Annotated in this window: 16 protein-coding genes and 1 pseudogene; 5 read left to right on the top strand and 12 right to left on the bottom strand. The window is 58.7% G+C overall.

Annotated features, from left to right (window positions below; translation table 11 throughout):
* Positions 1-42: 42 nt before the first annotated feature.
* The 7 genes and pseudogenes from K0H47_RS11525 to K0H47_RS11495 form a co-directional block, all read right to left on the bottom strand.
* Positions 43-837: a hypothetical protein gene (locus K0H47_RS11525; protein ID WP_219272682.1), complete on the bottom strand. Its 795-nt coding sequence runs from the start codon at positions 835-837 to the stop codon at positions 43-45.
* Positions 838-1,184: 347 nt separating this feature from the next.
* Positions 1,185-1,360, bottom strand: a pseudogene (locus K0H47_RS11520) (integrase); the annotation flags it as partial.
* A gap of 2 nt (positions 1,361-1,362) precedes the next feature.
* The gene (locus tag K0H47_RS11515; RefSeq protein WP_034120713.1) at positions 1,363-2,622 is read right to left on the bottom strand and encodes an integrase arm-type DNA-binding domain-containing protein; all 1,260 of its coding nucleotides are present in this window, start codon (positions 2,620-2,622) and stop codon (positions 1,363-1,365) included.
* 562 nt (positions 2,623-3,184) lie between these two features.
* Positions 3,185-3,538, bottom strand: a complete 354-nt coding sequence (locus K0H47_RS11510) for a gamma-glutamylcyclotransferase family protein (RefSeq protein WP_063028038.1) — start codon at positions 3,536-3,538, stop codon at positions 3,185-3,187.
* A gap of 17 nt (positions 3,539-3,555) precedes the next feature.
* Entirely contained in the window at positions 3,556-4,218 is a 663-nt protein-coding gene (locus K0H47_RS11505) for a M24 family metallopeptidase (protein WP_063028040.1), read from the bottom strand.
* Between the two features lie 68 nt (positions 4,219-4,286).
* Entirely contained in the window at positions 4,287-4,865 is a 579-nt protein-coding gene (locus K0H47_RS11500) for a DUF4337 domain-containing protein (protein ID WP_063028041.1), read from the bottom strand.
* Positions 4,866-4,919: 54 nt separating this feature from the next.
* Positions 4,920-5,804, bottom strand: a complete 885-nt coding sequence (locus K0H47_RS11495) for a LysR family transcriptional regulator (RefSeq protein ID WP_177071207.1) — start codon at positions 5,802-5,804, stop codon at positions 4,920-4,922.
* 97 nt (positions 5,805-5,901) lie between these two features.
* Between K0H47_RS11495 and K0H47_RS11490 the strand changes: the two genes are divergently transcribed.
* Positions 5,902-6,870 carry an SDR family oxidoreductase gene (locus K0H47_RS11490; protein ID WP_177071208.1) on the top strand — a complete coding sequence of 323 codons (969 nt, stop codon included), beginning with the start codon at positions 5,902-5,904 and terminating at the stop codon, positions 6,868-6,870.
* Here the strand turns inward: K0H47_RS11490 and K0H47_RS11485 are convergent.
* Entirely contained in the window at positions 6,857-7,213 is a 357-nt protein-coding gene (locus tag K0H47_RS11485; RefSeq protein WP_219272680.1) for a DUF2784 domain-containing protein, read from the bottom strand. The two genes, K0H47_RS11490 and K0H47_RS11485, sit on opposite strands and share 14 nt — an antisense overlap.
* Before the next feature lie 137 nt (positions 7,214-7,350).
* Here K0H47_RS11485 and K0H47_RS11480 point away from each other — a divergent pair, with 137 nt between their 5' ends.
* The gene (locus tag K0H47_RS11480; protein WP_004371166.1) at positions 7,351-8,037 is read left to right on the top strand and encodes an HAD-IA family hydrolase; all 687 of its coding nucleotides are present in this window, start codon (positions 7,351-7,353) and stop codon (positions 8,035-8,037) included.
* 114 nt (positions 8,038-8,151) lie between these two features.
* Here K0H47_RS11480 and K0H47_RS11475 read toward each other — a convergent pair whose 3' ends face one another.
* Both K0H47_RS11475 and K0H47_RS11470 read right to left on the bottom strand, forming a co-directional pair.
* A complete protein-coding gene (locus K0H47_RS11475) occupies positions 8,152-8,544 on the bottom strand; it encodes a YbaN family protein (RefSeq protein WP_219272678.1) in 393 nt (130 codons plus the stop codon).
* A 20-nt stretch (positions 8,545-8,564) separates the two neighbouring features.
* Entirely contained in the window at positions 8,565-9,152 is a 588-nt protein-coding gene (locus K0H47_RS11470; RefSeq protein ID WP_017477430.1) for a YecA family protein, read from the bottom strand.
* A 330-nt stretch (positions 9,153-9,482) separates the two neighbouring features.
* Here K0H47_RS11470 and recQ point away from each other — a divergent pair, with 330 nt between their 5' ends.
* Positions 9,483-11,609, top strand: coding sequence for a DNA helicase RecQ (recQ, locus tag K0H47_RS11465; protein ID WP_177071210.1), 2,127 nt, complete (start codon positions 9,483-9,485; stop codon positions 11,607-11,609).
* A gap of 121 nt (positions 11,610-11,730) precedes the next feature.
* Complete coding sequence (locus K0H47_RS11460) at positions 11,731-12,165, top strand: MarR family transcriptional regulator (RefSeq protein ID WP_017477432.1); 435 nt, start codon at positions 11,731-11,733, stop codon at positions 12,163-12,165.
* 132 nt (positions 12,166-12,297) lie between these two features.
* Here the strand turns inward: K0H47_RS11460 and K0H47_RS11455 are convergent, their stop codons facing one another.
* Positions 12,298-14,487, bottom strand: coding sequence for a patatin-like phospholipase family protein (locus tag K0H47_RS11455; RefSeq protein WP_177025769.1), 2,190 nt, complete (start codon positions 14,485-14,487; stop codon positions 12,298-12,300).
* An 83-nt stretch (positions 14,488-14,570) separates the two neighbouring features.
* Between K0H47_RS11455 and K0H47_RS11450 the strand changes: the two genes are divergently transcribed.
* Complete coding sequence (locus tag K0H47_RS11450) at positions 14,571-14,858, top strand: SelT/SelW/SelH family protein (RefSeq protein ID WP_093207434.1); 288 nt, start codon at positions 14,571-14,573, stop codon at positions 14,856-14,858.
* 10 nt (positions 14,859-14,868) lie between these two features.
* On the opposite strand, the gene K0H47_RS11445 is transcribed toward K0H47_RS11450, so the two are convergent.
* The gene (locus K0H47_RS11445; RefSeq protein ID WP_063028059.1) at positions 14,869-15,150 is read right to left on the bottom strand and encodes a hypothetical protein; all 282 of its coding nucleotides are present in this window, start codon (positions 15,148-15,150) and stop codon (positions 14,869-14,871) included.
* Positions 15,151-15,179 lie beyond the last annotated feature (29 nt).

Here is a 15,179-nt window from a genome sequence, read left to right as displayed (position 1 = left end):
GCCTGGGCCGAGGCCCAAGACTTTTAATCATCTTTAAAGAGTTTACTCAGCAGGATCAGGGTCTACCTGTTCGTACATGGTTTTTTTGTATTCAATTGGGTGGCCCACAATCTCGTCAGCGTAATCGCACTTGCGATCCATGAGGTTGTTTAGGTAGGTGCTGGGCGGCGTCAGTAAATCACTATTTTTTGTAGCTGTTGCGAGCAACCAAATCAATCCAATTCCAACCTCTATACAGAAAACCATGCCGATTTCTACCTGTTGCCCCCAACGATACAGGGTGACGAAGTCATATTCAGCTTCCGCTTCGCCCCTATCTTTTTTGATATGAGGCATCAGACCCCTAGGGTTTGGATGTGCCCCGAAGTCTATGCATACGTTGTACAGAGCTTTGAGGTACTCCTCTAGATCTGCTTGATGTTTACCTACCTCAACGGCAGCTAATTCAACCGCTGGGCCAAAGGTTTTTTTGTGCAGTCTGAGGGCGTCCTTATCCTTGTGACGGTTCTCCCAGAGAATCTCCGTTTCGGGCCTGCTCTTAGCGACAAGTAAAGCGTAACTGGCGCATTCCAACGCCGTTCTAAGCGAACTATGTATCGCCGCAGGATGCCCAGAGATAGCAGTGCGGACAGCAGCAAGGAAAACTGCCTGAGATTGAAGTGCTAATTGTTGAGCCGCTGAGCCGAGGACTCCCCAATTTATGATCTGTTCGCCAATCTTGTTTACGCACTCATTCAACAGCTGGAGAGCTAAAGGGTTTTTTTCCCGTACTTCCTTGGTAACGGTGTCCGCACCATCCAAATAAACAGTGAGGAAATTGTTTGTCGGATCGTTCATTTTATTTTCCTGATTTGATGGGTACATAAATTTAGCTGTTTTTTCAAAACATGAGAGCAGGTAATAGCGGCAAGATAAGCTTCTGCAGCCATCCAGAGGATTTATAAAGTATTTAGGCCTGTTTTTTTCAGAGCATGGCTGCGTCAGATACGGCGCGGGCCTACTGGAACGGTTAAAAACCTGCAGCTTTTTTTAGATCTTTTGATGCCAAATATAGCACTGCGTCTTCAACCTCGGGCTGCGAGACTCCTTCAGCATCCATTGGCAGGAACAGACGAGCAGGAATGACGCCCCGAAGGTCAGGGAACTGCGCTTTGGTGCCGCCGAAATGTGTCTGCATAAGGTTTGTAATCTGCTCGGTTGTAGGCGCTCCGCATTTCGTCCTTGTCACCTTCGGCGAGCGCCACCTCGATCAACTCAGGCTCCCGCTCCCAACCATGCTCGTTGAGAATAGTGCTGGCCATTTAGGGCATTCCATGTCTACCTGACGCCTTTCGTGAACCATCCGCTTCAGCGCCATGTTTACTAAATAATGGCAGACCCATTTACGTTGCGTGTCACAAAGTCGGCCCAATCAGCCATTAATACACGGCGTTTTTCCAATAAGTCACTTCGCCAGTAGGCCGCCTCAGCGCCGCTGGCGACAACGTGAGCCAAAGCCATCTCGCAGACTTCGCGTGCATGGGGTGTACATTCAGCAGCCCAATCCCTGAATGTGCTGCGAAACCCGTGAGCAGTAATGACTTTGTCATTGCTATCGCGCCAGCCCTTGCCACCATCTTTCAGGTCCTTTTGATCCATGCGACGCAAAGTCATTAACATGGCCATATTGCTAATGGGGCGACCTTTACGAGCCCCTGGAAAAAGCAACGAACTACCTTTGATTCGTGGGATAGTTTCGAGCAGTGCGATGAGCGCATCCGATAGCGGCACGGTATGAATTTTTCCCGCTTTCATTCGCACCGCTGGAATCGTCCATAGCTTGGTTTTCAAATCAACCTCACTCCAGTCGGCTTCAAGAACCTCGCTGGTTCGGCACGCAGTGAGGATCGCCATTTTGAGTGCGTAGGCGGATTGACCTTCGACACTTTCGAGTGCCGGCATGAAACGAGCCAATTCCGAGTAGGGTAATGCAGGGTGGTTTTGGGTACGTTTAGCCTTCGAGCTCGGTGGCAGCAGCTTGTCGAGGTGTCCACGCCAGCGTGCTGGATTTTCACCGTCTCGCAATCCACGTGCTTTGGCGGCATCAAGGACTAGTTCGATCCTGTTACGAACCCGGCTAGCTGTTTCGGCTTTGCTGCTCCAGATGGGTTTTAGAATATCGAGGACGTGCTCGGTGGTGATCTGGTTGGTGGCGAGTTCGCCGATGACGGGCGCGGCGTAAGTAGCTAGTGTGTTCGTCCATTGCTGGGCGTGTTTGACGTTTTTCCAGCCAGCACGGTGAGCTTCTATGTAATCGGCTGACACGTCCCGAAACGTGATGGCTTTATTTTTACGTTGCAGCTCAGCGGTCACCTGTGCCGCTCGTTCATCGTCACGAGCCTGTAAGGGGTCAATACCATCGCGCAATAAACGGCGCTTATCGCTACTGTTTTGCCGAGCTTCCTTAAGGCCGATTGCAGGATAGGTGCCTAACCCCATCTCCCTCCGCTTTCCGGAGAGCTGGAAGCGCAGTACCCAATACTTCTTCCCATTGGGCTTGATCAGGAGACGTAGGCCATCTCCGTCCTCGTAGGTGCCTGGGGTCGTCAGGTTTTCAATTTGCTTAGCGGTCAGCTTTCCCATGGGAATATCCTTTATCTATTTTGTTCCCCCATTTGTTCCCCCACAACGGCTAGGAAGGTGACGAATGTTGGTAGATGTCTTGAGACGATGATAGGCTTGAAAGCGCCGTAATATAAAGGGTTGTGAGGCGTTTTGGGTTTGTGGTGGATTTTAATTTGGCGGACTCCTTCACACCGCCAGATTCGATGTAAACAAAGCCCCTGATTTCGAGAGAAGTCAGGGGCTTTGTGGTTTCTGGGGTTTGAAAAAGCGGCCCTGCTTTGGGCAAGAGTCCATTACCACTGATCTTTGGCGCGTATGGAATGAACAAAACCGGAGGAACTGACTTATGACCAGCAAGCTTCGCATCTCTGCTGTGCGCTGCGGCTGTGGAACTGGGCTTCACTCGTAGGACTATCACTTCCTACAGCAGCGGGGTCGCTCTGATTCCCAAGCATGTAGGGTTGGCGTGTAAGGGGTGGGAGTACGAGCATAAGACTATAGACCTGGCATTACGAGGCGGGCAGGGCACGCTTTCAGATTGATCTGTAGGAAATCACTCCGATTGAGCGGTTGCATCCTCTCAAGCCTGCACATACACCCAAGCCGTCAACCCCGAAGCCAGCCCCACCGAAACCCGCTTATAGTCCGACACTTCATACGCATCCGCCGCCGCCAGTTCCTTCTCGCTAATCTGAAACACCATCCCCTCAACACTGTCCTCATTCCGCCCGCTCGGCGAAACAATCGGATGATGGGTCTTGCCACTGGCCGCCAACACCTCAGGATCGGTAATCTCCACCCAGCTTTTCGAATACCCCAGCATCGCATCCTGCTGACCCACCAACTCCCGCCCAAAGTTGGACAGTTGCACAGCCTTGTCCTGCAACGTGCCGTAGGAAAACAACAGCACGGGAAATTCGGTCGAGCGTTCCATCTTTATTCCTTGAAAAGTTAAGCCAACAAATCTTCGTAAAACGCACCATAAGCCCCGCTCGGGTGCGCGATCTGTATCTCCAGGATCCACAGCCCTTCATTGGGATACTGGTCAAAATCCCCAAGGTCACCGCCACGATAAATCGCATGGGGGAAATCGCTGACGCGGTGCCCTTTGATGTCCAGGTTCAGCACCCAACCCATTTCCTTCGCTTGCTCTTCGGCAAAACGATACAGCTCCAGGCCGACGACTTTGTCGTTCTTCCAGCGCTGTTCCACCCGGTCAAACAACGCTTTCGCCGCGCGCGCACATGCGGCCATCTCGGGGTCGCTGCCGGTGCTGAACGTCGCCCCGGCATCACCTTCGTGGCCTTGCCACACGGCGCCCATGTCGATGAAGTAGATGTCGTTTTCCCCCAGCACCGGGTCGCCGTCGGAGCGTTCCTTGAAGGTCTTGAGGGTGTTGGCGCCAAAGCGCACCAGCAGCGGGTGCCAGATGCGCTGCATGTCGAGGTCGGCGAGGACTTTTTTGCCGAGCTCGCGGGCTTCGGATTCGAGCATGCCGGGGCGGATGAGTTTGGACAGCGCTTCGATGGCGCGCCAGGTCATCGCCTGGGCGTAGCGCATTGACTCGATGCTGTAGGCGACGCCCACAGCTTCCTTGGATGATTGTGCGGTCACCGGCTTTTCCTCGGCTTTATAGTGTCAGGCGTTATGCGTTTTACTATATAGCGATGCCGGGGTGAAGCTTAAATATGCAGCCAGGCCATCCCGCCGAGCACCACGCTCACACCGCCTGCGGTGTATGCCATGCGCTTCAACCATTCCTTCCTTGTCAGCAAGGTAATCGCCGCCAACGAAATCGCGATCTGAATCGCGGTCATCGCCTGCGCCCAGCGGTGATGCTGGTGCAGCGCCTGCTCTGACTTTTCATCCCATTCCTTCGAGGTGGCTTCAAGCTTTTCGGCTTGTTTGCGCACGTCTTCCTTCTGGGTTTTATAACGCTCGATCTCGTCGGCGTAGTGCTTGGCGTCAACCCCTGGAATATGGGTCGCCAGTTCCGCAAGGTTCTGCCGGCTGGATTTGGCCTGGTAGTAGTTCCACTGGTTGGCGGCTTCGGTCTTGAAGATGGCGGCGTTGTTTTTGTCCATCGCCGCTTCGCTTTCGGTGGAGCCGGCCTGGTAGCTGAGCATGGCGCCGACGGTGGCCATGATGGCGGTCATCACGGCGATGCGGCTGGCGAAATTGTCCCCGCTGCGGTGGGCATGTTCGGTGGCGTGTTCGACGTGTTTTTCGTGGGGGCTGGGAACTTCGAAGGCTTCGGACATGGGAGCGTCTATGAAGGGATTGAGGAAGTCTGATTCTTCACCAGCGAAGCTGTCTCAATCCTGTACGTATTGCTGCAAACCGGCCACCAGGGCATCAAAGGTGACGCGGCAGCGTGGGCTGTTGCGCAGGTCTTCGTGCATGGTGACCCAGGTGTCCAGTTGCAGGGCGAATGCGTCGGGCAGGACCCGGCTCAGGCGGGCGTCCTGCCGGGCCAGTTTGACCTGGCAGCCGCCGATGCCGGCACCGGCGCGGATCAGGGCCAGTTGTGCGAGGTCGCTGTCGCTGCTGAGGGAAAAGGCGCTACGCTCGAAGCCTTTGACGGCCAGGCTGCGGATGAAGGCGCTTTCCTGGTCGTAGCCGATGACTGAATGGGCTGCGAGATCATTCAGGCTCTGTGGGGTGCCATGTTGTTGCAGGTAGTCGTTGCACGCATGCAGGCCGACTTCGATAACGCCGATCCTTTTCGCCAGAAGTTGCTCCTGACTGGGTCGGACCATTCGCACCGCGATGTCGGCCTCCAGTTGCAGCAGGTCGAGCAGGCGATTGCTTAGCACCAGTTCGACCTTGAGGTGCGGGTGCTGCTGGCGCAGGCGGGTGATGATCGGCGGCAGGACTTCCACGCCGATCACTTCGCTGGCAGACACCCGTACCACGCCGCGTACTTCTGGGCCTTGTGGAGAGGCGGCGCGCTCGAGGGCGGCTGCCGTGGTTTCCATGGTTTCGGCATGGGCGCGCAGGGTGAGGGCGACGGCGGTGGGCATCAGGCCGCTGGCGGAGCGGGTGAACAGCACCACGTTCAGGGATTTTTCCAGCGCAGCGATGTGCCGCCCGACCGTGGGCTGGGTGATGCCGAGCTGCCGTGCGGCCCCCGACAACGATCCTTCCTTGAGTACGCCGAGGAACGACCGGTAAAGCTCCCACCCAATATTTGATGCCATGCATAAATGTATAGCGTCTGGATGATCTTCGGCAATTCCTCTATAGCTCGCCGGCGAACAGAATCGCCCCATCACACAACCCTCAGGGGAAAAAAGCATGAACAAGGTTCTGGTATTGGGCGCGACAGGCGGGGTTGGTGGCGAGGTGGCGCGGCAGTTGTTCGCTGCCGGCTGGAAGGTGTGTGCCCTGACGAGGGATGTGGATAAGGCCCACAAACAGAACGCCGATTTCACCTGGATAAAAGGTGATGCGCTGAACCGTGGGGAAGTCGTCGCAGCGGCCCGGGGTTGTTCGGTGATCGTGCATGCGGTGAATCCGCCCGGTTACCAGCGCTGGGCGGATCTGGTGCTGCCGATGATCGACAACAGCATCGCGGCGGCTATCGCTGAAGGGGCGACGATTGTCCTGCCGGGCACGGTGTACAACTTCGGGCCGGATGCCTTTGCGCGGTTGGAGGAGGATTCACCTCAGCATCCTCTTACCCGTAAGGGCGCGATCCGGGTGGAGATGGAGCAGCGTTTGCTTGAGGCGACCCGGCAGGGCGCGCGAGCGCTGATCGTGCGGGCAGGTGATTTTTTCGGCGCCAAGGCCGGCAGCAGCTGGTTTTCCCAAGGCTTGGTCAAGCCCGCAAAGCCGGTGGCCAGCGTGAGTTATCCGGGAGCACCGGGCGTGGGGCATCAGTGGGCCTATCTGCCTGACGTGGCGAGAACCATGGTCGAGTTGATTGCACGCCGCGACAGCCTTGATGCCTTCGCCCGTTTTCATATGGCGGGACATGTTGATGCGGACGGCCGACAGATGAGCCAGGCGATTCAGCGGGTGGTGGCACGCAGGACCGGCCGTCAGCCTTCTGTCAGGGCTTTCCCGTGGTGGCTGCTGAAACTGGCCGCACCCTTTGTCACCACCTTCCGCGAGATGCAGGAAATGCGCTACCTGTGGCAAACCGAGGTGCGCATGGATAACCGTCGCCTGGTGCAGGTGTTGGGCAGCGAACCGCACACGCCGCTGGATGAAGCGGTTGAGGCGACGTTGGCGGGCATCGGCTGTCTGCCTAGCGGCGCTTGATCAACCGCACATACACAGCGATGTTGATCAGCAACACCAACGCGCCCAGGCCCAACTGAATCTGCGGCGTCAGCCCGGCCGGGTAGATCAGGGCCAGGATGTAATGCTCGATAAACCCGCCGCCATAACCGTCCTGCCCGGCCAAATGACGAAACAGGTTTTCCCAACGGGTCAGCGGGCAGGGCAGGTGGAACACTTCCACCGCAACGCCCCACGCAGCGGCGGGCAAATGCAGCCACATCACGGGCCGCCATTTTAGGGCGAGGAGGCCGCCGAACAATACGAAGAGGATGAACGCCAGGTGAAACAACACCAGGCCGTCGGCGCAAAGGCGGTAGAGCATTGGGGGGCAATTCCAGGGAGAAGGTAAATATTCTAAAGGGCAGTGCTGTCGGTCGGAAGCTTAACGGTTGCTTGCAGGCAAGGCAGGCCGTTATTGTGCTGAATCCTTTTAGTCCTTTTGCCCACGGATCTGTAGTGATGAATGCACCGCGTACCGCTGTCCCGATCAAGGCTGTCATTTTCGATATGGACGGGTTGTTGCTGGACACAGAAGGCATCTACACCGAAGTCACGCAGATCATCGCCGAACGTTACGGCCGTACCTACGACTGGGGGATCAAGCAGCACATCATTGGTCGCGGCGCCCAGGACCTGGCGGATTACGTGGTCAAGGCCCTGGACCTGCCGATTACGCCTGCAGAATTCCTGGTGATCCGTGAACCGCTGATGAGCGAGCGTTTCCCCAAGGCCTTGGGCATGCCGGGCGCTGAAGCGCTGGTGCGGCACTTGAAGGCGCATAACATTCCGATTGCCGTGGGCACCAGTTCGTCGCGTAATTCGTTTGGGCACAAAACCACGTTGCACCGTGAATGGTTTGGGCTGTTTGACACCATCGTCACGGCGGATGACCCGGAAGTGGGGGCGGCCAAGCCTGCGCCGGATATCTTCCTGACGGCGGCGCGCCGCTTGGGTGTGGCACCGGAGGATTGCCTGGTGTTTGAGGATTCGCCGTTTGGCGTGACAGCGGCGAAGGCTGCGCATATGACCGCGATCGCGGTGCCGGATGAGGCGATGGCGGACAGCAAGTATCACCATGCCGACCAGATTATTCGCAAGTTGGCTGACTTTGATTTGGCGGCGTATGGCTTGCCGCCGATGCGTTGAGCCCTCTGGATAAGCGCTGATCAAAATGTGGGAGCTGGCTTGCCTGCGATATCGGTGTGTCAGTCACCCCCGCTATCGCAGGCAAGCCAGCTCCCACACAAACCAGTGTTCACATTAGTTTTGCGGAGTCTTGGGCAACGTCTTCTGCCGCAAAATATAAACCGTCACCAACACCGCACTGGTCAGCATGAACCCCCGCGCCCAGACCAGCGGCACCAGGTAGCAGGAAAACCCGATACTCACCCACATCAACCCAATGGCATACACCTTGCCCTTGAGCGGAATCCCGTTGCCATCCAGATAGTCGCGGATCCACGGCCCCAGGCGCGGGTGTTCCACCAGCCAGTGGTAGAAGCGCGGGGAGCTGCGGGCGAAGCAGGCGGCAGCCAGCAGAAGGAAGGGGGTCGTGGGCAGTACCGGCAGGAAGATACCGATTACCCCGAGCGCTACGCTCAACCAGCCGATGGCCAGCAGAACGTAACGCGTGATCACAGAGCGATTGCCCATGGGCGCCACGGGCAAGGGTCTTAGTGGTGGCGAGGCTTGAGGATCGCCGGCTTTTCGTCAGGTGCGTTGCACAGCAGGTACAGGGCGGTCAGCGCTTCCGGGATCTGAACGATCATGTCGTCCATCAGGTTGGCGTCGGAGGCGATGTCGGAGAATTCAGGTTGCTCGTCGAACAGGCCGGAACCGACCATGATCGGCAGCAGCATTTCGCTGACTTCTTCTTCAGCCGTTTCGAACCAGGCCTCTTCACGCAGGAACACGCCTTCCATGAAGCCGATGCACCAGCCGCGCAGTTCGGAGTCGTCCGGGTCTTCACCGAGGTCCAGGTCGCAAGGCAGTTCGAACTCTTCATCGGAAGCCAGTTGGCGGCCAATGTGAGCCTTGAGGGCCAGCAGGGTGGATTCGATTTCTTCGCGCTGGGCGGCATCACTGTAGTGAGGCTCTTCAGAGAACAGTGCGTCGATCCATTCACGATCAGGCACGACATCGGAGCAGATCGACAGCGCGGTCAGATAGCCGTGGGCGGCCACGTAGTCCAGCGCCTCGTCGTGCAGCTCATCGGCATCGAGGAAGGCTTGCAGGCGGGTTAGTTGCTCAGCGAAGGACATTGACGGACTACCTTGGGAATAAACGATGGGCAATTCTAGGCTTTCTTGAGCTGCCAGGCCAGCTTGTGGGAGCGGGCTTGCTCGCGAAGGGGACAATTGGGTCTACCTGACGGAATGAATTCCCAGCATTTCGGGCCATTTAATGGGCCTGTGCAATTCACCAACGGCACCCTTTGCCGGGTGACCCTCGGGTATACTGCCGCGTTTTGTGATGCCCCTACAGGCCAAGCGCCAGTCGCGGGAAAAGTTCGCTTACGGATTATTTCCCGCTCAAGCGTGCTTTTTCGACCAGCCTGTACAGAGGGATTTCGGCGATATTTGGAGTTTTTCATGCTCGAGCAGGCTCAACGCGTCCTCAAGGACATCTTCGGCTACGACAGTTTTCGTGGCCGCCAGGGTGCGATCATTGAGCGCGTGGCCAACGGCGGTGACGCCCTGGTACTGATGCCTACCGGCGGCGGCAAGTCGCTGTGTTTCCAGGTGCCGGCACTCCTGCGTGAAGGGCTTGCAGTGGTGGTGTCGCCGTTGATCGCCTTGATGGACGATCAGGTGGCCACTCTGGAAGAGCTCGGCGTGGCGGCTGCCGCGTTGAACTCCACCCTCAGCGCCGAACAGCAGCGCGACCTCGCCGCCCGCATCAAGCGCGGTGAAGTGAAGATGCTTTACCTCGCCCCCGAACGCCTGGTGCAGCCTCGGATGCTGGCGTTCCTGCAGAGTCTGGAAATCGCCCTGTTCGCCATCGACGAAGCCCACTGTGTGTCCCAGTGGGGCCACGATTTCCGTCGTGAATACTTGCAACTGGGTCAACTGGCGGAGCTGTTCCCCAACGTCCCGCGCATTGCCCTGACCGCCACGGCCGACAAGCGCACCCGCGAAGAAATCGTCGAGCGTCTGCACCTGCAAAACGCCGAGCGGTTCCTCTCGAGCTTCGACCGACCGAATATTTTTTACCGCATCGTGCCCAAGGAACAGCCGCGCAAGCAGTTGCTGGCGTTCCTTTCCGATCGACGCAGCGACGCCGGCATCGTCTACTGCCTGTCGCGCAAGAAAGTCGACGAGGTCGCCGCATTCCTCAGTGAGCAGGGCTACCCGGCGCTGCCGTATCACGCGGGCCTGCCCAACGAACTGCGGGCGTACCACCAGAAGCGCTTCCTCAACGAGGAAGGCTTGATCATGGTCGCTACCATCGCGTTCGGCATGGGCATCGACAAATCCAACGTGCGCTTCGTGGCCCACATGGACCTGCCCAAATCCCTCGAGGCGTACTACCAGGAAACCGGACGTGCCGGCCGTGATGGCCTGCCGGCGGATGCCTGGATGGTCTACGGCCTGCAAGACGTGGTGATGCTCAAGCAGATGCTGCAGAACTCCGAAGGCGACGAGCGCCATAAGCGCCTGGAACAGCACAAGCTCGACGCCATGCTCTCGCTGTGCGAAGAAACCCGCTGCCGTCGCCAGACCTTGCTTGCCTATTTCGACGAAGACATGCCCCAACCCTGCGGCCATTGCGACAACTGCGTCGATGGCGTGCAGACCTGGGACGCCACCGAGCCGGCGCGTCAGGCGTTGTCGGCGATCTACCGTACCGGCCAGCGCTATGGCGTCGGCCACCTGGTGGATGTGTTGCTGGGCAAGGACAATGAGAAGATTCGCAGCTTCGGCCACGAAAAACTCTCGGTCTACGGCGTCGGCAAGGACCGCGCTGAAGGCGAATGGCGCTCGCTGTTCCGGCAGATGGTCGCCCGTGGCCTGGTGGACATCGACCTGGAAGGCTACGGCGGCCTGCGCCTGAACGACAGTTGCCGGCCGCTGCTCAAGGGCGAAGTCAGCCTGGAGCTGCGCCGCGACCTCAAGCCGCAAACCACCCCCAAAACCAGCACCAGCCAAGCCAGCCAACTGGTGCGCTTCGAAGAGCGCGAACAGTGGGAAGCCTTGCGTGCATTGCGCAAGAAGCTGGCGCAGGAACACAGCGTGCCGCCTTACGTCATCTTCCCCGACTCCACGTTGCTGGAAATGCTCCGCGAGCATCCCACCACCCTGGGCGAAATGGCCAGGGTCAGCGGCGTCGGTGCGCGCAAGCTGGAGCGTTACGGCCAGGCGTTCCTCGAAGTGCTCGGCGGCCAGGTCGAGGCGCCCAAAGAGGTGGCCGATATCCGCCACGAGTTGATCAGCCTGGCCCGTGCCGGCATGACCCCGATCCAGATCGCCGGGCAGTTGCAGTGCTCGGAAAAGAACGTCTATACCTTGTTGGCGGAATCCATCGGCAAGCAGCAGTTGTCGTTGGAGCAGGCCCTTGATTTGCCGGAAGATTTGCTCGGCGAAATCCAGGATGCATTCCTGGACGGAGAAGGCGAATTGCCACCTGTTTCCGAGATTGCGCCGCTGTTTACCGGGCGCGTTCCCGAGGGCGTTTTGTACTGCGTAAGGGCCGCTTTGCAGTCGGAATTCGAGATTTGATGTGCCAATTACGACAATGTAACGAATCAGTACATACCGGGTCTTGCCTACTGGCATGGGTCATGCTTAGCTGACTAATAATTAGCCACACTTTATTTTCAGTCTAATCCATGAGTTTTTTATGCCGTTAACCGATCAACACCGTTTTGGCATGCAGTTGGCGCAGATGTCCCGAGGTTGGCGTGCCGAGCTGGATCGTCGTCTGGCAGGTCTGGGCTTGTCCCAGGCGCGCTGGCTGGTGCTGCTGCACCTGGCCCGTTTTACCGAACCGCCGACCCAGCGTGAGCTGGCGCAAAGTGTCGGGGTAGAAGGGCCTACATTGGCGCGTTTGCTCGACAGCCTGGAAAGCCAGGGCCTGGTGCAACGCCAGGCCGTTGTGGAAGATCGCCGCGCCAAGCGCATCGTGCTGTGCGACACCGCGAAGCCGTTGATCGAACAGATTGAAACCATCGCCACGGCCTTGCGCCATGAGCTGTTTGTGGGCGTCGATGAAGAGGATCTGCGGGTGTGCATGCGGGTGCATGAGCACATCCTCGGAAATCTCGAGAAGTCCTGATCCCAAGTACACAGAAGATCAAAAATGTGGGAGCGGGCTTGCTCGCGAAAGCGGAGTGTCAGTGAATACATGTGCTGACTGACACACTGCCTTCGCGAGCAAGCCCGCTCCCACATGGGTTTTGTGGCGTAGTCAGAACGTCTGCCCCAGGTTCAGATACACCGCCTGTTGATTGTCATCGTTAAACCCGTAACTGAAATTCAACGGCCCCAGCGGCGTATCAAACCCCAGGAAAATGCTGGCGGCGTTGATGTACCCGCTGTCGTATTCATTGTCGTTGTTCCACGCTCGCCCGCGCTCCAGTGACGCGCCCAGGTACAGCGGGAAATCCAGCGGCAGGTAAGACCGCGGCGTCAGCCGGCGATAGTAAACCGCACGCATCAGGCTGATGTTCTGCCCGGCAATCGCATCCTCTCGGAAGCCCGACAACTGCCGCGCGCCCCCCAGCAGGAAGCTGGAAATCACCACATCCGACTTATCCAGAGTGCGCCCATAACGCCCGCCGAGGATCAGCGTGTCCGGCCCGCTGCTCATGGCTTTGTCCAGCTTGAACTCCCACTGGCGATAGCGCTGGTCCGAACCCAGCCCCGGTTCGAACTCCCGGAAGGCCAAGCCAATGTCTTCGCCGGTATGGGGGAAGTACACGTTGTCGAACGAGTCGAAGGAGTACTTCAGCTCATAGAAGCCCTCGCTGAAGTTGATGCTCGGTGAATCCCGGTCACCGATGCGCACATCCGCCTTGCCCCAGGCCTCGCCGACGCCGAAACGAATCTCGCCGCTGTTGCCGATCTGCCGGCCCACGTTCAAGCCGAAGCCGTAGCGTTCCAGGCGGTACTCGGAGATCGGGTTGTTGTCTTCGATCAGTTCAACGTTTTGCGCCTGGGCACTGATATAGGGCGCGACGAAGTACCGCGAGCCGGTGTCCATCGGCTGATAGAACTCGCTGTAAAGCTCCTGCTTGTCACCGATCTGCACCCGCGTCAGCCATTCGGCGCCGAGTCGGTTGATGCCGTTCATGCGGTAGCTGGCGCCGAGGTTGAAGGCGCTGTCGCCGCGCATGTCATCCGACAGGTTCAGGCCCAGGCGCAGGTAGTCGGTGCCGCTGCGTTTGCCTCGGGCGCTGATGACCAGGGTATTGTCCTTGCCCTTTTTCACCACGCGGTATTGCACCTGCTCGAAGTAATCCAGGCCGTAAAGGGTGCCCATGTCGGTTTGCAGGCGGGCCATGTCCAGAGGCTCGCCGAGGTTCTGGCGGATGTAGTAGCGGATCACCTCGTCGCCCACCTTGGAGTCGTTTTCCACTTTGATCGCGGTAATCACGGGATTGCGCTCGCCGGGCGTGCGGGCGGCCACCAGGGACGGGTCTACCGGCTCGGCCGGGCGCAGGTGCGCCAGGCGTACATCGAGGGCGCGGGTGGCGCGGTAGCCCGCATCGATCATGTCCTTGGCGCGACCGAAATCCGTCACGCCGTAGGCAGCCAATGGCGGCTGGATCAGTACGTCGCGGGGGGCCAGGGCCTTGAGTTGTTCTTCAGAGTTACGCCGGGTCATCAGCGTGATGGACTGGTTGAGCACGTCCACCACGGTGTTGAGTTGCTTGCGTGAACGCAGCGGGGTGCCGATGTCGACGACGATGGCGATGTCGACCCCCATTTCCCGCGCCACATCCAACGGGATGTTATCGGTCATGCCCCCGTCCACCAGCAGCCGTCCATCCAGCTCTACCGGGGCAAACACCGCCGGGATCGACATGCTGGCGCGGATCACCTGGGGCAGGTGGCCTTTGCGGAACACCACCTTTTCACCACTGGTGATGTCGGTGGCGACGGCGCGGAAGGGGATGGGCAGCTTGTCGAAATCTCGTACGTTACTGGTGTGGGCAAACATGCTTTCCAACAGCAAGGCCAGGTTCTGACCCTGGATCACCCCCAGTGGCAGGCCCAGGCTGCCGTCGTCGCGGAAGCTGAGTTTCTGTTTGACCAGGAAATCCCGGTCATCCTGCTTGCGCCGGAACGGTACATCTTCCCGTGGCGGCGCGTCGGACAGGGCGAGCCTCCAATCGATGCTCAACGCGAGTTTCTCCAGCTCATCGATCTTGTAGCCCGAGGCATACAGCCCGCCGATCACTGCGCCCATGCTGGTGCCGGCGATCGCATCGATGTGGATGCCTTGCTCCTCAAGAGCCTTGAGCACGCCAATGTGCGCCAGGCCACGGGCGGCACCGCCGGAGAGCACCAGGCCGATCTTCGGGCGCGGGTTTTCGACGGCTTGGACGAGGACAGGGAGCAGGCACAGCAACAGGCAGGACAACAGGCGGCGCATCATCAATCTCAAGGCAGGACGATAAAGGCCGCTATTATAGCCACTCGATCCTTTCAACCCGCCAAGCAGGAGCCAGTCAATTCATGTCAGCGGCCAAACCCGAGATTGTCATCACGTATTGCACCCAATGTCAGTGGTTGCTGCGCGCCGCTTGGCTGGCCCAGGAGCTGTTGAGCACCTTCGCAGACGACCTCGGCAAAGTAGCCCTGGAGCCGGCCACTGGCGGTGCGTTTCGGATTACCTGCGACGGTGTGCAGATCTGGGAGCGCAAGGCTGATGGTGGCTTCCCGGAAGCCAAGGTGCTCAAGCAACGGGTACGCGACCAGATCGACCCGCAACGGGACCTGGGGCATAACGACCGCGTGCAATAAGCATCAGCGCTTACTTGGTGGCCATCCGCTGTTTCACCCAACTGACGAGAACCGTCAGGACCAACCCGCCGACCCCGCCGCCGATGATGTTGCTGGCCAGGGCGGCAAGCGTCAGGTCAGTCGCGGTCTCGGTGCCGGTGATCAGAGAAACGATCTGGCCCAATACCAGGCCGCCGACCCCGCCAACCAGCGTATTGAGCCCGGTGCCCAGGCTGTGTTTGCCCAGGCCGGCGATCTGCCCGCCGATGGCGCCGCTGATCATTTGAAGGACCAGGCTGATGAAGATTTCCATGGTGCAACCCCTGCATCGCGTTGATGGAA

The organism is Pseudomonas sp. Xaverov 83, from assembly GCF_019352905.1.
Lineage (GTDB): Bacteria > Pseudomonadota > Gammaproteobacteria > Pseudomonadales > Pseudomonadaceae > Aquipseudomonas > Aquipseudomonas yamanorum.
This window is presented reverse-complemented; position numbering and strand designations above follow the sequence as displayed.